Raw genomic sequence first — 20042 nt, 5'->3', positions numbered from 1 at the left:
TATATTAAGATATTGTAAAGTTACTTAAATATATGTGATTTTTAAGACTTGTTTAAGTTATAATGAAGAAAAATAGTACTAGGAGGTAACGGCATGGCCCAAAGAGTGCTTGTTGTAGATGATGAGCAGTCCATTGTGACATTATTAAAATATAACCTTGAACAAGCAGGTTACATCGTTGAAATTGCACAAGATGGTGAGGAAACTTTAAATAAAGTTCAGGAAGTAAATCCAGATTTGATTGTATTAGATGTAATGTTACCAAAAAAAGATGGTATTGAAGTATGTAAGACAATCCGATCTGATAAAAATCAAGTACCAATTTTAATGTTAACAGCAAAAGATGATGAATTTGATCGTGTGTTAGGTTTAGAATTAGGTGCAGATGATTATATGACTAAACCATTTTCACCACGAGAAGTAGTCGCGCGTGTTAAAGCTATTTTAAGACGTTCTTCTCAAGTACAAACAACAAATAACTCTGAAGAAGATGAAGATATTCTTATTGGTTCTATACGCATTCGTCCAGATTATTTTGAAGTTTATCGCGACGGAGAACTGCTGGAATTAACACCAAAAGAATTTGAATTATTACTTTATCTTATTGAGCGACAAGGCCGTGTAATTACACGTGAACATATGTTAAATTCGGTATGGAATTATGAATTTGCTGGAGATTCTCGAATCGTTGACGTACATATTAGTCATTTACGTGAAAAACTTGAAGAAAACCCTAAACAACCTCAGTTTATTAAAACGGTGAGAGGATTAGGCTATAAGTTGGAGCGTCCTAAATAAATGATTAAATTTTACCATAAGCTTTTAATGATACTTACAACGATTACAGTTGTAAGTTTTCTTCTATTAGGCTTTATTGTACATAATGCAATTTATACAATCTCTGTGAATCATCAAGAAAATGAACTGACCAAACAATCCCAACAAATCCTTTCTTTGTATAATTCTCAGGATGAATCTAGAATTCAGTTATTGGCTAATATTTATAAAGCGAATATGATGATTATTGATGGCAATGACCAAACTAAATTTAATTCTGGTAATAATTATGGTATAGAAAGTCAAAATGAAGAGATTCTACAACAACTTCAAACAGACCGTAGTGCTTATATTTTAAATAGTAAAGATGGCGAATATCTATATGGTTTTAAAAGTAACAATATCACAATTTTAATCAGTGGCACTTATACCATTGTTTACAATTTACAACTCGAATTTTGGAAATATCTTATTTTAATTTGTCTCTTCTTTATTGCATTAATTTATTTTTCTGTACGCTATATCAATCGGACTTATATTCAACCTATTAATGAAGTGTCATATGCCGCTTCTTTATTAACAGAAGGGAATTATAAAGTACGCGTGCCGGAAAGTAGTGTAAAGGAAACAAAAGATTTATACGTTACGATTAACGTATTAGCAAGACGGTTAGATTATTTGAATAAAGAACAAAAAATTCAACGCAATCGATTGGTGACGACGTTGGAAAATATTCCGAGTGCTGTGTTAATGATAGATAAACAAGGTATCATTGTTTTAGCCAATCAAACGTATTATGAAATCTTTAACCAAACTGAAAATATTGAACAACACAACTATGAATTATTATTACCTGAATCAATCAAATCATTAGTCGTTAAAAGTTTTAAATCTGAGCAATCTAAACATGAACAAATTGAAATTTATGTCAATAGTATTCATCAGAAGTTTTTTGATGCGTCATGTGTTCCGATTTTATCAAGACATCGTAAACAATTAGAAGGCATGGTCATCGTGTTACATGACATCACGAAATTAAAGAAACTTGAAAATTTAAGACGTGACTTTGTTGCGAACGTCTCACATGAACTTAAAACGCCAATTACATCGATGAAAGGATTTACAGAAACGTTAATAGACGGTGCTAAAGATGACCCAGAATCGTTAGATATGTTTTTAAATATCATTTTAAAAGAATCTAACCGTATTCAGTCTTTAGTAGAAGACCTCTTAGATTTATCCAAAATAGAACAGACTCAAAAAATTATAAAAGAGCCGATGAATTTATCTGAGGTAGCTCAATCCGCTCTGTCAGTGATGCAACCCATTGCTGAAGAGAAATCAATTCAATTGATTGATGCGATTGAACCTGATACGACTATTTTAGCTGAAGAAAATAAAATATCTCAGGTCATGGTTAATTTACTGTCTAACGCAATTCATTATTCACCGGAACATCGCTCTGTAAAGCTTAGTGTCTATACTGATCAACACGCAAAAGTAATAGAAGTAGCGGATGAAGGTATTGGAATGAAAGAAGAAGATAAATATCGTATCTTTGAAAGATTTTATCGAGTGGATAAGGCGAGAAGTAGAGCATCTGGTGGTACAGGGTTAGGCTTATCCATCACTAAGCACATTGTAGAAAGTTATGGAGGTAGTATAGAAGTAGAATCAGAATTAAATGTTGGATCTACTTTTAAAGTGATTTTTCCAGAAAACTAAATGACTAAATAGAAAGTTTAAAAGATAAAATAATGACGTCTTTATGTTAAAAATAAGTAAGGTTACCATTAAGGTTTGGGGTCCGAACAGGCTTTAATGATACTTCTAAACTTATGATTATTAAACATAAAGGCGTCATTTTTTGAGAAATTGAAAGGTGGCATATATCTTACATAGGATATTCTTTAAATCACTTAAATGATAGAAATCTATAAATCATCTTAAATCGTTTATTGCTCTTTTCCTTAATATGATAAAATAAAATCAAATGTAGATGGAGGGACTAATGTGGATAAACTTATATTAATAGATGGTAACAGTTTAAGTTTTAGAGCATTTTATGCGTTACCTTTACTTCAAAACAAGTCGGGAATCCATACGAATGCGGTTTATGGGTTTACACGTTTATTAGAAAAAATTTTAAAAGAGGAACAACCCTCACATTTCCTTGTTGCATTTGATGCTGGTAAAACGACATTTCGTCATGAAACTTATCAAGATTACAAGGGAGGACGTCAAAAGACACCCCCTGAGTTGAGTGAGCAATTTCCATATATTCGTCAATTGTTAGATGCATATCATATCGAACATTATGAACTGGATAATTACGAAGCTGATGATATCATTGGTACATTAAGTAAAGAAGCGGAACAACAAAATATGGAAACCATTATTATTACGGGAGATCGAGATTTAACACAATTAGCCTCTGACAATGTTACAATCTATTTTACAAAAAAAGGGATTACAGAGGTTGATCATTATACACCGCAATTTATTGCAGAAAAGTATAATGGTTTAGTACCATCACAAATTATTGATTTAAAAGGATTAATGGGCGATTCATCAGACAACATTCCAGGCGTACCTGGTGTAGGTGAAAAAACAGCTTTAAAATTATTATCACAGTTTAATACAGTGGAAGGTGTCTATGAAGATATAAACAATGTTTCAGGAAAGAAATTAAAAGAAAAATTAATCAATCATAAAGATGAAGCAATGATGAGTAAATCTTTGGCAACCATTAATCGAGAAAGTCCAATTACCATTACTTTAAAGGATACGGAACTACCTCAATCGATTGATGAAACCCAAAAAATACAATTATTTAAAGAACTGGAATTCCGTCAATTGTTAGAATCAATCGATCCGGAAAGTTCGGAGATCCAATCAACTCAAAAAACGTTTGAGCCTACTTCTGATATGTCAGTCGTCGATTTTTCAAAATTAGATAAAGCTACGATTCACATAGAAGTGGCGGGTCCAAATTATCTTAAAGATGCTATGTTAAAATTTGGATTATATGATGGTGATCATTTTGTAGTGATTGCGCCTGAGACGGTTTCTGAATACCCTGAATTAGTGGCGTGGCTTGAAAATCCAGAAACTCAAAAATTTGTTCATGATGCTAAAAAAACGTATATTGCGTTACACCGTTTAGGGATAAAAGTTGAAAATATCACTTTTGATACAATGCTAGCGAGTTATCTCATTGATCCATCACGTACAATAGACGATGTACAGTCGGTGATGATGCACTTTGATCAGACATTTGTGAATGATAACATCTCTATTTATGGCAAAGGTAAATCCTTTAAAATTCCAGAAGATGATGTATTAGATGAACATATCGCCTCAATTCTTGATGCGATTCAAACGGTCTATCCACAAATGTTAGATGTCTTAAAAGAACACAACCAACTAGATTTACTGAATGATTTGGAACTGCCTTTAGCTTATATTCTTAGTCAAATGGAAATCATTGGTGTGCATACTGATATTGAGACACTTAAAGAAATGGAAGAAGAAATTCAAACTCAATTAGACGAACTCATTCAATCAATTCATGAACAAGCTGGAGAATCTTTCAACATTAATTCTCCTAAACAGTTAGGTGTCGTTCTATTTGAAAAGCTACAATTACCAGTCATTAAAAAGACAAAAACAGGTTATTCCACTGCAGTAGATGTGTTGGAAAAACTACAAAATGAACATCCAATTATTGATGACATATTAAAATATCGTACATTGTCAAAATTACAATCGACTTACGTTGAAGGTTTACAAAAAATGATTTGGGATGACGGACGCATTCATACACGATTTAATCAGACACTAGCGCAAACAGGACGTTTATCTTCAGTAGATCCAAATCTTCAAAATATACCAATTCGTTTGGAAGAAGGTCGTCGTATTCGCAAGGCTTTTAAATCGACACATGAAGATTACGTAATATTGGCTGCTGACTATTCTCAAATTGAGTTGCGTGTTTTAGCGCACATTACTGGAGATGAAACATTACAGCAAGCCTTTAACGAAAACGAAGATGTGCATACCACTACAGCGATGAAGGTGTTTGGTGTAGAGGAAGAAGAAGTGACTTCTCTTATGAGAAGACAAGCGAAAGCGGTCAATTTCGGTATTGTATATGGCATTAGTGACTATGGTTTGAGTCAAAGTTTAGGTATTACACGTAAAGAGGCTAAACAATTCATCGATGACTATTTAAATCATTTTCCAGGTGTCCAAAAATACATGGAAACGATTGTTCAAGATGCGAAACAAGATGGCTATGTAGAGACGTTATTACACCGCCGTCGTTATATACCAGATATTACGAGTCGAAACTTTAATAAACGAGGGTTTGCTGAACGAACAGCGATGAATTCTCCTATTCAAGGTAGTGCCGCAGATATTATTAAACTGGCGATGGTCCAATTTCATAATGAAATGAAAACACAACAATTTAAGGCTAAATTGCTTTTACAAGTACACGATGAGCTCATTTTCGAATTACCAAAATCCGAAGTTGAAGCATTTACTGAAATGATTGAAAAGATTATGACCAATGCTTTACAATTAGATGTTCCATTAGCGGTAGAATCTAATTATGGACCAACTTGGTACGATGCAAAATAGAAAGAAGGTTAGTGAATGCCAGAATTACCAGAAGTAGAACATGTCAGACGTGGTATTGCGCCTTTAATCACGCATCACCAAATTCAAAATGTCGTTTTTTCTGAAAAGGTGATGTTAGGTAAATCTAATGGTAAAGAAACGATTATTAAAGGTATGACGTTGGACGATTTTAAACAAGCAACGATAGGGTATACGATTACACATGTTGATCGACGTAGTAAATATATTTTACTGCACCTTGAAAAACAACAAGATCAGCGTATGGTCATTGCCCATTTAGGTATGTCTGGTGCATTTTTTGTTGTTTCTAATATTGAAGATATTCCTATCCCTAATTTTAAAAAGCATTGGCACGTGATTTTAGAGTTGGATAATGGTCAATTGCTTGTTTATTCAGATGTGAGACGTTTTGGAGAGTTGCGGAATGTTCAAACATTATCGGAGTATCCTTCCATATTAGATATAGCACCAGAACCGTTTTCAAAAGAAGCGGAAGCGCATTTTTTAAAACAATTTAATGATAAAAAATATCAGCGTATGCCAATTAAACAAATGATTTTAGATCATAAAGTTGTAGCAGGTTGTGGTAATATATATGCATGTGAGGCTTTATTTAATGCACAAATTGATCCTCATACGCAAGCGCAATCGCTAACATTAGATAAGCGGAAACGTTTATTTCAAAGTATTATTCGCGTTTTACAGATGGGAATCGATTACGGTGGTACAAGCGTATCTGACTATGTGCATAGTGATGGTCAGCGTGGTACCATGCAAGATCATTTATCCGTATATAAGCAGTCTGAATGTCCAGTCTGTTTAAATCCCATTCATACAGATGTTATTGGAGGACGTAATACTCATTACTGTCCAAACTGTCAAAATTAAAAGGAAGAGTGAAAAGATGCCAAAAGTTATTGGACTAACAGGAGGAATTGCGACAGGGAAGTCGACTGTAGCAGAATTACTCCAAATACACGGTTTTAAAATTGTAGATGCAGATGTTGCTTCACGTAAAGCTGTTGAAAAAGGGTCAAAAGGACTTGAAGCTGTACGTGAAACATTTGGTAAAGAAGCAATCAATGAAGATGGTGAAATGAATCGTCAATATATTGGTGATATTGTTTTTTATGACGACGAAAAACGAGAACAACTTAACCAAATTGTACATCCTATCGTCAATCAAATTATGTCTGAAGCACGTGATCGTTATTTAGAAGAAGGTCACGATGTCATTATGGATATTCCTTTATTATTTGAAAATCAACTCGAAGACACTGTAGATGAAGTATGGTTAGTCTATGCTTCTGAACCTATTCAAATTGATCGATTAATGGAACGAAATCAATTATCCATTGAAGATGCTAAAGCACGCATTTATAGTCAAGTCTCAATCGATAAGAAAAGTAGAATGGCGGATGTCGTCATTGATAATTTAGGTACAAAATTAGAATTAAAGCAAAACCTCGAAAAAATATTAGTAGAAAAAGGATTTTTAGAACCTTATGATTCAGAGGAAGATGCTTAATTAACAAAAGCACCTCACCTAAGTATGAGAGGGCGAGGTTGGAACAAAAGCGTTCAGGATTTGAGCAGAAACGAACGAAAAGCTAAAATTGTTTTTCAAATTTTGGCGAATCGTGAACTTTCTGCCGAAAATCCCGCTTTTGGGACACCGTTAAACGGCTTTCCAGAGCATTAGCGCTTTATGTCTCACCCCCCTCATGCGTAGGTGAGGTTTTTTTAATATCATAATGAAACGTTTTACAATAAAGAAGTAAAATTTATTGAAGAAAACGATTTCATTCTGAGTTCATTATGTTATACTAATTTTGTAATAAGTATAACATAATTTTAAGGAGTGCTTTATACATGACGACAAAGATTGCGATAAATGGATTAGGCCGTATTGGACGTATGGTTTTAAGAATTGCATTGGACAGAGAGGATATCGATGTAGTAGCAATTAACGCAAGCTATCCATCTGAAACAATTGCCCACCTTATTCAATATGATACGACTCATGGACGTTTTGACAAAGAAGTAGAGGCGTTAAACAATGGTATAAAAGTAGATGGCAAAGAAATTAAACTTGTTTCAGATAGAAATCCAGAAAACCTACCATGGCGTGATCTCGGTATAGATATTGTGGTTGAAGCAACTGGTAAATTTAATCATGGAGATAAAGCGGTTGCCCATATTAAAGCAGGTGCGAAAAAAGTTATTTTAACTGGCCCATCTAAAGGTGGAGACGTACAAACAATTGTAAAAGGGGTTAATGATGACGCACTAGATGTTAATCAGTATGACATATTTAGTAATGCATCATGTACTACAAACTGTTTAGCGCCTGTAGCTAAAGTATTAAAAGATCAATTTGGTATTAAAAATGGACTAATGACAACAGTACATGCAGTCACAAATGACCAAAATAATTTAGATAATCCACACAAAGATTTAAGACGTGCGCGTGCAGCATTTGAAAGTATTATTCCAACTTCAACAGGTGCAGCAAAAGCATTAGCATTAGTATTACCAGAATTAGAAGGTAAATTACACGGTATGGCTTTACGTGTACCAACTAAAAACGTATCTTTAGTAGATTTAGTCGTTGATTTAAATCAAACAGTAACATCAGAAGAAGTTAATAAAGCATTTAAAGAACATGATTTAGATGGTGTCATTGATGTTTCGGAAGCACCACTTGTATCAGATGACTTTAACACGGATTCACATTCAGCAATTATCGACGCACCATCTACTATGGTAATGGAAGATTCTAAGGTCAAAGTGTTAGCATGGTACGATAATGAATGGGGTTATTCAACACGCGTAGTAGACGTATTAGAACAAATTGCTCAACAATTATAATTTGAGATATCATTAATATATAAACGGGTTTAAGGTCAGAGTACTCATGAAAAAGGACTCTGTACTTTAAACCTTTTTTGTTTGAACTGCTACTCGTTAGCACCTTATTTAAAATAACGATACAATTTAACAACTTTTGATATCGTTTCGTTTATAGTATAATTAAACAAAATTAAAGAGTAAGAAGGTGACAGAGTCGTGAAATGTCCAAAATGTAATCATACGCAATCTAGAGTAGTAGATTCTAGACATGCAGATGATATGAATGCGATTAGAAGAAGAAGAGAATGTGAACATTGCGGTACACGTTTCACAACTTTTGAACATATAGAAGCAAGTCCACTGATTGTCGTTAAAAAAGATGGGACGAGAGAACAATTTAGCCGAGAAAAAATACTTGATGGACTTGTGCGTTCATGTGAGAAAAGACCGGTGCGGTTTCAACAGTTAGAAGATATTACAAATAATGTAGAATGGCGTCTAAGAGAAGATGGTATTGCTGAAGTGTCTTCAAGAGATATTGGAGAAATGGTGATGAATCTTTTAATGAATGTCGATCAAGTGTCGTACGTTCGTTTTGCGTCAGTATATCGTGAATTTAAAGATGTCAATCAATTATTAGAATCAATGCAAGGCATTTTAAATGAAAATAAGCGGAGTGAATAGTATATGTCATTTGTAAACTATCAAAACGGATTAAATCCACATGATGGGTTTATTGTTGTGCGCCAATTTCAATTTGAAACGCGTCATCTTGAAATATTGTCGCGCTTATTTACACCGCTCATAGGTGCACAAGCCATCGGTATTTATCAATTTTTAAATCAATTTAAGGATATTACTTTTGATGAAGGTGTGACGCATTATGTTGCTATGGCTGAACTTAAAATGAATTTGAGTGATTTTAGATCATCACTCGATTTATTAGAAGGTATTGGTTTAGTTAAAACATATGTTAAACATTCAGATCAATCTACTCAATTTGTATATGAATTATTACCACCACCTTCTGCGCAATCTTTTTTTAATGATCCGATGTTATCCATTTATTTTTATGAAGTAGTAGGGCCCCAACGTTATCATCAGTTAAAAAAACAATTTTTACCGAAGCACTTTGATAAAACAGGTTATACAGAAGTGACGAAAAAATTTACGGATGTATTTAAAGTGCCAAAACAGGTACCATTTAATCGTGATCATGCATTGAAAGAGACGGAATATAATGGGGTAGATTTAACAGATGTTGATTTTGATTTTGACCTTTTAGCTGATATGCTTCAGTCGCATTATATCGGTCAACATATACTTACTGAACCTAATAAAACGATGATTATTCAATTAGCCACACTCTATCGCTTATCACCTGATGTGATGAAAACGATTATTTTAAAATCACTCAATAGTGACCAAACGTTATCTTTAACAGATTTACGAAAACAAGCTCAAAATTACTATTTAATCGAAAACAATCAACAACTCCCTTCATTAAAGACACAACAGGTGAATGAGGATCAATCGGCCAAAGAATCAGTGCATGTTAAAAATTGGGATGAATGGTTTGAATTAATGGATCAAACAAGTCCAATTGCTATGTTGACATCATATGGAGGCTCAGAACCACCTAAGTATCAAAAACAAATGATTGAAGAATTGATGCAAAGAGAAGGATTTAGTTTTGGGGTCATTAACATTTTGTTACAATTTGTAATGCAAAAAACAGATAATAACTTACCGGAAAAATATGTCTTTTCCGTTGCTTCTACTTGGAAAAAAAGTGGCGTAACAGATGCAAAATCAGCTTACCAAAAAGCAATGGAGATTCAAAAAAATCAGGAAAAAGCTCAACAAAAATCCTACGAGACGGCCAAATCTTCTAAACCATCGAAATATTCTAAGCAACAACCTAAACAACCGCGTTGGATTACGCATCCGGAAGAGTTTGAACATAAGGAAGAAGATCAAGAAGCTTTAGCGAAAGATAAAGCGGCCTTCTTAGAGAAATTAAAAAACAAACGTCGAGCAGGTGAACGCTAATGCAACATTTTAATCAAATAATAGGGAAGCATTCTGATATCGAGAAGCGTATTGAAAAAATCAAACGCCAAGTATTGAATGACCCTGATGTGAAGCAATTTTTAGAAGCGCATCAATCAGAAGTGACGTCTCAGATGATTGATCGTGATTTAAATATATTACAAGAGTATAAAGACCAAGAAAAAAGTTATACAGACAATCACACGTATGAAAATTGCCCAAACTTTGTAAAAGGTCATATTCCTGAACTGTATATCGAAAATCAATCTATCAAAATTCGTTATAAACCTTGTCCATGTAAGATTCAACACGATGAAGAAAAACGGACAAATAGTATGATTACTTCTTTTCATATGCATCCTGATACATTAAATGCCAAAATTAAGGATATATGGATGGATTGGCGTAGTCGCTTAGAATTAGCGATGCAATTGGATGATTTAACAGATGCCATCATTGAAGGTAAAACAGTAAAAGGCTATTACTTATATGGTGAATTCGGTACAGGAAAATCGTTTATTCTTGGTGCGATTGCCAATGAACTGAAACATAATCATGTACCATCAACAATTATTTATGTGCCGGAATATATTCGCACTTTAAAAAATGGTTTTAAAGATGGTACAACTGCTAAAAAAATACAAGAAGTTCGAGATGCAAAAGTTCTATTTTTAGATGATATTGGTGCAGAAGATATGACGTCTTGGGTACGTGATGAAGTGTTAGGACCTATTTTGCATTATCGAATGATACAACAATTACCTACATTTTTTAGCTCAAATTTAAACTTTGAAGAATTAGAAGAGCATTTAGCAGATACTAGATATGATAACGATAAATTAAAGGCAAAACGTATAATGGAACGTATTAAAACACTAAGTACACCTTATCTATTAGAAGGAAAAAATTATCGTGAGCATTGATAAATAAAAAATAAGCGTTATAATAGAAGTAAGTCAATATGATATTAAATAGTAAGGACATGGTATCTTTTTCCCTGTTGTACAGAGAGTTGCTGTCGTTGAGAATGTAACCAATATATTGAGATATTACTCCCTTTAGATAGGTATTTGTAATGAATACCCGGCTCAAGACCGTTATCTTAAGTAGAGAAGAGACAGTAGTTGTTTTCGATGTATTTCCTAAGATGAGGATATATGGCTATTGTCTTAAAATAGGGTGGTAACACGACAACCTCGTCCCTTGTTTGGGATGAGGTTTTTTTACGTTTAATATCATTGCAAATGATGAGGAGGAATGACTATGTCACAAATTAACGTTCGTTTTCCAGATGGTAATGAAAAAGCGTTCGATAAAGGTACAACAACTGAAGAGATTGCCCAATCTATTAGTCCAGGATTACGTAAAAAAGCAGTAGCAGGTAAATATAATCAAAAAATGGTAGATTTAACACGTCCATTAGAAGAAGATGGCGATTTAGAAATTATCACACCAGGTTCCGATGAAGCGTTAGAAGTGTTAAGACATTCAACTGCCCATCTTATGGCGCAAGCGCTTAAACGTCTATATGGAGACGTAAAATTTGGTGTCGGTCCAGTAATTGATGGTGGGTTTTATTATGACTTTGATATGGATGAGAAAGTTTCATCTGATGACTTTGAAAAAATTGAAAAAACAATGCGTCAAATTGTGGATGAAAATCATAAAATCGAACGTAAAGTCGTTTCAAGAGATGAAGCGAAAGCATTTTTTAAAGATGATGAATACAAATTAGAACTGATTGATGCAATTCCTGAAGGTGAAAATGTCACACTTTACACTCAAGGTGAATTTACAGATTTATGTCGTGGTGTACATGTGCCGTCAACTTCAAAAATAAAAGAATTTAAATTACTTTCAACAGCTGGTGCATATTGGCGCGGCGATAGTAACAATAAAATGTTACAACGTATTTATGGTACAGCATTCTTCGATAAAAAAGATTTAAAAGCACATCTTAAATTATTAGAAGAACGTAAAGAACGTGATCATCGTCGTATCGGTAAAGATTTAGAATTATTTACAAACAATCAACTTGTCGGTGCAGGTTTACCGTTATGGTTACCAAACGGTGCTACAATTCGTCGAGAAATTGAGCGTTATATTGTAGATAAAGAAGTGAGCCTTGGTTACGATCATGTATATACACCGGTTATCGCTAACGTAGACTTATATAAAACATCTGGTCACTGGGATCATTACCAAGATGATATGTTCCCAGCAATGCAATTAGATGAAGATGAATCTATGGTGTTAAGACCTATGAATTGTCCGCATCATATGATGGTTTACGCAAATAGACCGCATTCTTATCGTGAATTACCAATTCGTATTGCTGAATTAGGAACAATGCATCGATATGAAGCAAGTGGTGCAGTATCAGGTTTACAACGTGTAAGAGGTATGACTTTAAACGATGCGCATATCTTCGTAAGACCTGACCAAATTAAAGAAGAATTCAAACGTGTCGTTTTAATGATTCTTGATGTATATGAAGACTTTGGCTTTAAAGATTATAAATTCCGTTTAAGTTATCGTGATCCTGAAGATAAAGAAAAATATTACGATGATGATGACATGTGGAATAAAGCTGAGGCAATGTTAAAAGAAGCCGTTGATGAATTAGAATTAGATTATGATGAAGCCATTGGAGAAGCGGCGTTCTATGGCCCTAAATTAGACGTTCAAGTTAAAACTGCAATGGGTAAAGAAGAAACATTATCAACTGCACAACTAGACTTTTTACTACCGAAAAAATTTGAACTCACATATATTGGTCAAGATGGTGAGCAACATCAACCAGTTGTGATTCACCGTGGTGTGGTTTCAACAATGGAACGTTTTGTAGCCTTTTTAACAGAAGAAACAAAAGGGGCATTCCCAACTTGGCTTGCACCACAACAAGTTGAAATCATTCCGGTAAATGTTGATTTACATTATGATTATGCAAGACAAATTCAAGATGAATTAAAATCACAAGGTGTACGTGTTAATATCGATGATCGTAACGAAAAAATGGGTTACAAAATTCGAGAAGCACAAATGAAAAAAATCCCTTATCAAATTGTAGTAGGGGATAAAGAAGTAGAAAATAATGAAGTGAACGTCCGTAAATACGGTTCAAAAGATCAAGAAACTGTAGAAAAAGATACATTTATTTGGGACTTAGTTGATGAAATTCGTCTAAAGAAACAGAGATAAGCTTGCGATATCACTTAAATTAGTGTATATTGAATATAAATTATATAGAGATTTAGTTAGAGGATGCATTGTTAAAGAGTAACTTGTCAGAAGTAAGATAGTACAGAGGTTGAACAGGTGAAAGGTAGCAATGCCGAAATGATAAAAGGCTATCAACTTTTATTGTTGGGCTAGTATTCGAAAGGAACTAGACTGTCACATTTGTGATGCGCTACTATTGATGATTTAAAGGTTGCATCAGTTTGGTGCAACCTTTTTAATTAAACCAAATATTTTGAAAGGCGCTGTTCCTTATTTCATTTGAATCATAGTATTATTATAGGTTTACAAATGTTGAATAGGGTAAGAAATACTGTAAATGAGGTTAGTTTATCGAGTAGATGTCTTAACCTCCTAACTTCATTTAAGTATACAACGTTTTATACTCGTTGAATCAGAGTTGTCTATCCTCTAAGTAAAGGAAAGGATAAAAATATGAGTAACGAAAATAATAATCAAAATGGCGTCCAACGTCATTTAAAAGATCGACACATTTCGATGATAGCAATTGGTGGTGCAATAGGAACCGGGCTCTTTATGACGTCTGGTGGTGCAGTACATGATGCTGGCCCACTTGGTGCGCTATTAGGTTACACTATTATCGGTGTAATGGTCTTTTTCTTAATGACATCATTAGGAGAAATGGCTACATACTTACCAGTTTCAGGATCTTTTAGTACATACGCAACGCGCTTTGTAGATCCATCTCTCGGTTTTGCCTTAGGTTGGAATTACTGGTTTAACTGGGTTATTACGGTCGCTGCCGATGTAACGATTGCAGCCCAAGTTATTCAGTATTGGGAACCGCTGCAATTTCTTCCAGCTTGGGCATGGAGCTGTCTGTTTATGCTCATTATTTTTGGTTTGAATGCCTTATCAGTTCAAGTTTATGGTGAGAGTGAATATTGGTTTGCTTTCATTAAAGTAATTACTGTAATTATTTTCTTGATTGTTGGTGTTCTTACAATTTTTGGTATTATGGGCGGCAGTGCTGTTGGATTTGATGTCTTTACAACAGGCGATGCGCCATTGCTAGGTGATGGATTTGGTGGTAACTTACTTGTTATTTTTGGTGTGTTTTTAATTGCAGGCTTCTCTTTCCAAGGTACAGAACTTGTAGGTATTACTGCAGGTGAGTCTGAAAATCCAGAAAGAGCAGTACCAAAAGCGATTAAACAAGTATTTTGGCGTATTTTATTATTCTACATTTTTGCGATTTTCATTATCGGTATGTTAATTCCTTATGATAGCCCAGCATTAATGGGAGGAGAAGAAGATATTGCAACTTCTCCGTTTACTTTAGTATTTAAAAATGCGGGTCTTGCTTTTGCCGCATCATTTATGAATGCTGTTATTTTAACATCAGTATTATCTGCCGGTAACTCAGGAATGTATGCGAGTACGAGAATGTTATATTCTATGAGTAAAGATGGATTAGCTGCAAAAGCATTTGGAAAAACAAATAAAAATGGTACGCCACTTATTTCGATGTTAACAACTGCAGGCATTGTTGTTTTAATCTTCCTTGTGCAAAATTTAAGTGGTAATGCTTATGAATATATTGTTGCAGCGAGTGGGTTAACTGGTTTTATTGCATGGTTAGGTATTGCTATCAGCCATTATCGTTTCCGAAAAGCATTTGAGGCGCAAAATTACGATATAGGTAAGTTGAAATACCATGCTAAGTTATTCCCATTTGGTCCTATTCTTGCCTTTATACTGTGTATTATTGTCATAATTGGTCAAGATGTGGATCTTATTACACAAGGTGATTTTGATTTAAATCGTTTCCTTATCACTTATATGGGTATTCCAATCTTTTTAATCTTTTTCATCTATCACAAAGTGAGATATAAAACAAAGCTAATTCCTTTAGACAAAGTGAATCTAGACCAAGACGTGACAATGGATGAGAAAAACTTTCAGAAAAAGGTTGACTAAATTTTAAAATGTTGGTATAGTTGTTTTTGTTGAATACGAAACGGACCAAGTAGAAGCAACCCGCTTCTCACCTGTAGCGACGCAATAGCTGTTGGCAGGTTAACGATACTGACATGTGAAATGAATCATGTTGTTATTAGAAGCGGGGATAGTATATCCTCGCTTTTTTTGTACTTGGACCATTCGTAAACTTATGGGAGGTGTCAACCATAGCTAAGGATCAAACTCAAGTGAATGAAAAGATTCGTGCAAAAGAATTACGTCTTATTGGTCAAAATGGTGATCAAATCGGTGTCAAATCAAAACGTGAAGCTTTAGAAATGGCTGATCGTATTGGTTTAGACGTTGTGATTGTTGCACCAAATGCTAAACCACCTGTTGCGCGTATTATGGATTACGGAAAATATAAATACGAGCAACAGAAAAAAGAAAAAGAAATGAAAAAGAAACAAAAAGTCATCAATGTTAAAGAAATTCGCCTTAGTCCAACGATTGAGGAGCATGACTTTAATACGAAGTTGAAGAACGGGCGTAAGTTCTTATCAAAAGGTGACAAATGTAAAGTTTCTATTCGTTTCAGAGGACGTGCAATTACACATAAAGAAATTGGCCAACGCGTTTTAGAAAAGTTTGCTGAAGAATGCAAAGACATTGCAACAATTGAGCAAAAACCTAAAATGGAAGGTCGCCAAATGTTCCTTATGTTAGCACCAGTAAATGAAAAATAAAAGAATATAGGAGGATATTACTATGCCTAAAATGAAAACTCATCGTGGAGCTGCGAAACGTGTTAAAAGAACTGGATCAGGTAAATTTAAACGTTCTAGAGCATACACATCTCACTTATTTGCGAACAAATCAACTAAACAAAAACGTAAATTACGTAAAGCAACACTTGTTTCTAAAGGTGATGCAAAACGCGTAAAACAATTATTAACATACGTTAAATAATCAACTAAATTAAATGAATTTGAATTATGATATGACGATATATCATAAATTATAAAGGAGGAATTTACTATGCCACGTGTTAAAGGTGGAACAGTAACAAGAGCGCGTCGTAAAAAGACAATCAAATTAGCTAAAGGTTACTTCGGCGCAAAACGTACATTATATAAAGTTGCAAAACAACAAGTGATGAAATCAGGACAATATGCATTCCGTGACCGTCGTCAAAGAAAACGTGATTTCCGTAAATTATGGATCACTCGTATCAATGCGGCTGCACGTCAACATGACATGAGCTATTCTCGTTTAATGAATGGTTTAAAACAAGCAGGTATTGATATTAACCGTAAAATGTTATCTGAAATCGCTATTTCTGATGACAAAGCATTTGGTGAATTAGTAGACAAAGCTAAAGATGCTTTAAAATAAACGAAAAGGGTTGAGATATATCAGATCTCAACCCTTTTTATCTACCGATAAATTACTTTACCTCACTTTCAAACTTTTGATATGATAAAGAAAATCATCTAAAGGAGAAGCGCGATGTCTAAATTTGATGAACTTATAACTGTAGTTTCAAGAAAACATCTTTTTCAAGATGAAACAAATGCATTTAATGGGTTTATAACTAACGATCATCCTAAAAGCGAGGCAATTTATCGTTCACTAGCTGATTATGAAATCAAACGCCGTGGAGATATGGAGGAAGACCCTTCCTATAAACAATTAATTTCTTATTGTATTCTTGAAAATGAGGATAATGAAATTTTAGTATATCAACGCTTATCTGGTGGAGGAGAAGCACGCTTACACGGTCAATCTTCTATTGGCGTTGGCGGCCATATGAATGAGGTCGAACATGCTCAATCCATCGAAGAAGTCATCAATGACAATGCTAGTCGTGAATTAGAAGAAGAAGTCGGTTTAAATATAAATGAAGACAATGAACTAAGACATGTCGGTTTTATCAATGATGATCAAAATGAAGTCGGTAAAGTCCATATCGGTGTTGTATTTAAAGTGAAAGTTAAACGTGATGACGTTGAAGTGAAAGAAACGGATACATTATCAATTCAATGGCAATCATTAGAAGATATTCAAGATTTATCTCAATTTGAATCATGGAGTGCACTGATCTTAGAATCATTGAAATAGGTGATAGTCATGTCAGAAATCATACCTTTTCCAAAACTTGAAGAGAAATTGAGAAAAGACATCAATGAGAATGTGGACATAGCGAACTATGAACTTGCTTATGATCAAATGAATGAGTACGAATCCTACTTCACGCTATCGCCAGAATTAGCGATTACCAAATGTGATATACTTTGGCAATTAAATGCCTATTTAGAGTTGAAAGAAGAAGCGCATATTTTATTAATGCAAGGGTATCAACCTTATGATGCTTTAATGACTTACTATATAAAGTTTCTCTATGAATTAGAGCAGTATCATGATGTCGTTGAATTAGTGAATCAAGTGATAGATGAGGTCGCATCTCATAAAACACGATTAACTTTTTTACCATTAAAAGATCAAGCTCAGGCAAAATTGGCTGAACGTGAAGATTATATGGCTTTTCGTATTCAAAAGTTCAATTCCTTAAGTTTACATGAACAAACGCAGTTAATACTAGCTTTAATTGATGATCACGCTTATCAATTTGTATCAAGTTTTGTGTATTTACTAACAGAGGAGTCAATCACGCCTACGATTCAAAGTTTGATACTTGAATATTTGCGACTTGCTCGATACAATCAAAGCGTAATGTTTTCAAAACTTTCAAAATCGCTAGAGGTTATCCCTTCTAATTTACCTGGAATTGAACACAGTTTATTTAAACAAGAAGTCATTCCAAGGGTCATTGAATCATTAGAAGAGCAAGCACCTTCACTAGTCCACGAAGCAAGTGTCCATCTTAACACGCAAAATATTATATTATATCCAATTGACATTGAAGCGTTTGCTTCGACTTCAGGATGGGTTGAAACTTATGTACAATATTTTTTATGCTTAACTGGAGAAGGAGAATTTAATCAAGTACAAAATCAAGATTTATTGCAATTGATTAATTCGTTAAATACATAGGTGTTCATATTTAAATCAAAATGAACCTATGTTATAATAAGGAAGTTGAAAAATTTTAAAAACGAAAAGCATGGAGGTTTTTATACATGGCAGCAACTTGGGAAAAAAAAGAAGGTAACGAAGGATTATTACAGGTTACCGTACCAGCAGAAGAAGTAGATAAAGCTTTAGATAAAGCATTCAAAAAAGTAGTAAAACAAATTAATGTACCAGGTTTCCGTAAAGGAAAGGTACCTCGCCAAATCTTCGAACAACGTTTTGGTGTAGAAGCATTATATCAAGATGCGGTAGATATTCTATTACCACAAGCTTACAGTGAAGCTGTAGTAGAAAAAGGTATCAATCCAGTTGATCAACCTGAAATTGAGGTTACTCAAATCGAAAAAGGTAAAGAACTTAAATTTGATGCAACAGTTACAGTTGAACCTGAAGTAGAATTAGGTGAATACAAAGGTTTAGAAATCGAAAAACAAAACACAGAAGTAACAGATGAAGAAGTCGAAAATACTGTTCAACAACGTTTAGAATCTATGGCTGATATGGTCGTTAAAGAAGACGGTAAAGTCGAAGAAGGCGACACAGTTAATATCGATTTTGATGGTTATGTTGATGGAGAACAATTCGAAGGTGGCCAAGCAGAAGGTTACGACCTAGAAATCGGTTCAGGTATGTTCATTCCAGGATTTGAAGAACAATTAGTAGGATTATCAACAGGCGAAGAAAAAGATGTTGAAGTTACTTTCCCTGAAGAATATCATGCTGAAGAATTAGCTGGTAAAGCTGCAACATTCAAAACTAAAATTAATGAAATCAAAACTAAAGAAATCCCAGAATTAGATGATGAATTAGCAAACGAATTAGATTCAGATGCTAACACAGTTGATGAATTCAAAGCTAATTTACGTAAACAACTTGAAGAAACTAAAGCAAACCAAGCTGAGGATGCTAAGAAAGAAGAAGCAATTACAAAAGCAAGCGATAATGCAACAATTGACATTCCAGATGCAATGATCAAAACAGAACAAGATCGCATGTTACAAGAGTTTTCACAACGTATTCAACAACAAGGATTAAATTTAGAAACGTATTATCAAATTTCAGGCCAATCTGAAGAAGATTTACGTAATCAAATGGCAGAAGATGCAGAACAACGTGTGAAAACAAACTTAACATTAAATGCAATTGCTGAAAAAGAAGACATTCAAGTTTCTGAAGAAGAAGTAGACAAAGAATTAGAAACGATGAGTGAACAATTTAATATTTCTGTAGAGGACATTAAAAATACTTTAGGTAATACAGACATCGTTCAAAATGATGTGCGTATTAAAAAAGTAATCGACTTATTAGTTGATGAAGCTAAATTAGTTGATGCTCCTGAAAAAGAAGACGATTCAGAATAATGAATGTGAATTGAATCTCACCGTTATAAATCGTTAGCAGATACAAATCGATTTGTATCTGCTATCGTTATTTTATGCAAAAAACTTGAAAGTATTACA

Annotated in this window: 17 protein-coding genes, 1 riboswitch and 1 other annotated feature; all 17 genes read left to right on the top strand. The window is 34.0% G+C overall.

All coding sequences use genetic code 11. The features are described from left to right. The first annotated feature begins 93 nt into the window (after positions 1-93). The 17 genes from ACEE93_RS05410 (at position 94) to tig (ending at position 19943) form a co-directional block, all read left to right on the top strand. Entirely contained in the window at positions 94-798 is a 705-nt protein-coding gene (locus ACEE93_RS05410; RefSeq protein ID WP_449155699.1) for a response regulator, read from the top strand. Beyond that, entirely contained in the window at positions 799-2502 is a 1704-nt protein-coding gene (gene pnpS, locus ACEE93_RS05405) for a two-component system histidine kinase PnpS (protein ID WP_449156441.1), read from the top strand. A 288-nt stretch (positions 2503-2790) separates the two neighbouring features. Then, entirely contained in the window at positions 2791-5421 is a 2631-nt protein-coding gene (polA, locus tag ACEE93_RS05400; protein ID WP_449156440.1) for a DNA polymerase I, read from the top strand. A gap of 15 nt (positions 5422-5436) precedes the next feature. Continuing rightward, on the top strand, positions 5437-6309 hold the full coding sequence (gene mutM, locus ACEE93_RS05395; protein ID WP_449155696.1) for a bifunctional DNA-formamidopyrimidine glycosylase/DNA-(apurinic or apyrimidinic site) lyase: 873 nt from the start codon (positions 5437-5439) through the stop codon (positions 6307-6309). Positions 6310-6325: 16 nt separating this feature from the next. Next, positions 6326-6949, top strand: a complete 624-nt coding sequence (gene coaE, locus ACEE93_RS05390; RefSeq protein WP_449155695.1) for a dephospho-CoA kinase — start codon at positions 6326-6328, stop codon at positions 6947-6949. A gap of 344 nt (positions 6950-7293) precedes the next feature. Continuing rightward, complete coding sequence (locus ACEE93_RS05385; protein WP_449155694.1) at positions 7294-8292, top strand: glyceraldehyde-3-phosphate dehydrogenase; 999 nt, start codon at positions 7294-7296, stop codon at positions 8290-8292. Between the two features lie 198 nt (positions 8293-8490). Beyond that, positions 8491-8958, top strand: a complete 468-nt coding sequence (gene nrdR / locus ACEE93_RS05380; RefSeq protein ID WP_449155693.1) for a transcriptional regulator NrdR — start codon at positions 8491-8493, stop codon at positions 8956-8958. 3 nt (positions 8959-8961) lie between these two features. Then, entirely contained in the window at positions 8962-10326 is a 1365-nt protein-coding gene (locus ACEE93_RS05375) for a replication initiation and membrane attachment family protein (RefSeq protein WP_449156439.1), read from the top strand. Further along, positions 10326-11249 (top strand): primosomal protein DnaI, encoded by a 924-nt coding sequence (gene dnaI, locus ACEE93_RS05370; RefSeq protein WP_449155691.1) that lies wholly within the window; start codon positions 10326-10328, stop codon positions 11247-11249. Before ACEE93_RS05375 ends, dnaI begins: the two co-directional genes overlap by 1 nt. A 340-nt stretch (positions 11250-11589) precedes the next feature. Then, positions 11590-13527 carry a threonine--tRNA ligase gene (gene thrS, locus ACEE93_RS05365; RefSeq protein WP_449155690.1) on the top strand — a complete coding sequence of 646 codons (1938 nt, stop codon included), beginning with the start codon at positions 11590-11592 and terminating at the stop codon, positions 13525-13527. A 49-nt stretch (positions 13528-13576) separates the two neighbouring features. Further along, positions 13577-13749, top strand: a riboswitch (Lysine riboswitch). Positions 13750-14001: 252 nt separating this feature from the next. Further along, the gene (locus tag ACEE93_RS05360) at positions 14002-15507 is read left to right on the top strand and encodes an amino acid permease (RefSeq protein WP_449155689.1); all 1506 of its coding nucleotides are present in this window, start codon (positions 14002-14004) and stop codon (positions 15505-15507) included. Positions 15508-15548: 41 nt separating this feature from the next. Next, positions 15549-15684 (top strand) — a sequence feature (ribosomal protein L20 leader region). A gap of 23 nt (positions 15685-15707) precedes the next feature. Continuing rightward, the gene (gene infC / locus ACEE93_RS05355; protein WP_449155688.1) at positions 15708-16235 is read left to right on the top strand and encodes a translation initiation factor IF-3; all 528 of its coding nucleotides are present in this window, start codon (positions 15708-15710) and stop codon (positions 16233-16235) included. Positions 16236-16257: 22 nt separating this feature from the next. Continuing rightward, positions 16258-16458: a 50S ribosomal protein L35 gene (gene rpmI / locus ACEE93_RS05350; RefSeq protein WP_449155687.1), complete on the top strand. Its 201-nt coding sequence runs from the start codon at positions 16258-16260 to the stop codon at positions 16456-16458. Between the two features lie 69 nt (positions 16459-16527). Continuing rightward, positions 16528-16884 (top strand): 50S ribosomal protein L20, encoded by a 357-nt coding sequence (rplT, locus tag ACEE93_RS05345; protein WP_449155686.1) that lies wholly within the window; start codon positions 16528-16530, stop codon positions 16882-16884. 114 nt (positions 16885-16998) lie between these two features. Continuing rightward, positions 16999-17610: an NUDIX domain-containing protein gene (locus tag ACEE93_RS05340; protein ID WP_449155685.1), complete on the top strand. Its 612-nt coding sequence runs from the start codon at positions 16999-17001 to the stop codon at positions 17608-17610. Positions 17611-17619: 9 nt separating this feature from the next. Continuing rightward, complete coding sequence (locus ACEE93_RS05335) at positions 17620-18543, top strand: hypothetical protein (protein WP_449156438.1); 924 nt, start codon at positions 17620-17622, stop codon at positions 18541-18543. Between the two features lie 86 nt (positions 18544-18629). Then, positions 18630-19943, top strand: a complete 1314-nt coding sequence (tig, locus tag ACEE93_RS05330) for a trigger factor (RefSeq protein ID WP_449155683.1) — start codon at positions 18630-18632, stop codon at positions 19941-19943. Positions 19944-20042 lie beyond the last annotated feature (99 nt).

The organism is Staphylococcus sp. 11262D007BW (assembly GCF_053547815.1).
This window is presented reverse-complemented; position numbering and strand designations above follow the sequence as displayed.

Excerpts from the sequence above, each read along its gene's own strand:
- pnpS (WP_449156441.1), top strand. The coding sequence starts at position 799 with ATGATTAAATTTTACCATAAGCTTTTAATGATACTTACAACGATTACA.
- thrS (WP_449155690.1), top strand. The coding sequence starts at position 11,590 with ATGTCACAAATTAACGTTCGTTTTCCAGATGGTAATGAAAAAGCGTTC.
- mutM (WP_449155696.1), top strand. The coding sequence starts at position 5,437 with ATGCCAGAATTACCAGAAGTAGAACATGTCAGACGTGGTATTGCGCCT.
- ACEE93_RS05385 (WP_449155694.1), top strand. The coding sequence starts at position 7,294 with ATGACGACAAAGATTGCGATAAATGGATTAGGCCGTATTGGACGTATG.
- ACEE93_RS05410 (WP_449155699.1), top strand. The coding sequence starts at position 94 with ATGGCCCAAAGAGTGCTTGTTGTAGATGATGAGCAGTCCATTGTGACA.
- ACEE93_RS05360 (WP_449155689.1), top strand. The coding sequence starts at position 14,002 with ATGAGTAACGAAAATAATAATCAAAATGGCGTCCAACGTCATTTAAAA.
- tig (WP_449155683.1), top strand. The coding sequence starts at position 18,630 with ATGGCAGCAACTTGGGAAAAAAAAGAAGGTAACGAAGGATTATTACAG.
- ACEE93_RS05375 (WP_449156439.1), top strand. The coding sequence starts at position 8,962 with ATGTCATTTGTAAACTATCAAAACGGATTAAATCCACATGATGGGTTT.
- coaE (WP_449155695.1), top strand. The coding sequence starts at position 6,326 with ATGCCAAAAGTTATTGGACTAACAGGAGGAATTGCGACAGGGAAGTCG.
- rpmI (WP_449155687.1), top strand. The coding sequence starts at position 16,258 with ATGCCTAAAATGAAAACTCATCGTGGAGCTGCGAAACGTGTTAAAAGA.
- ACEE93_RS05340 (WP_449155685.1), top strand. The coding sequence starts at position 16,999 with ATGTCTAAATTTGATGAACTTATAACTGTAGTTTCAAGAAAACATCTT.
- rplT (WP_449155686.1), top strand. The coding sequence starts at position 16,528 with ATGCCACGTGTTAAAGGTGGAACAGTAACAAGAGCGCGTCGTAAAAAG.
- ACEE93_RS05335 (WP_449156438.1), top strand. The coding sequence starts at position 17,620 with ATGTCAGAAATCATACCTTTTCCAAAACTTGAAGAGAAATTGAGAAAA.
- dnaI (WP_449155691.1), top strand. The coding sequence starts at position 10,326 with ATGCAACATTTTAATCAAATAATAGGGAAGCATTCTGATATCGAGAAG.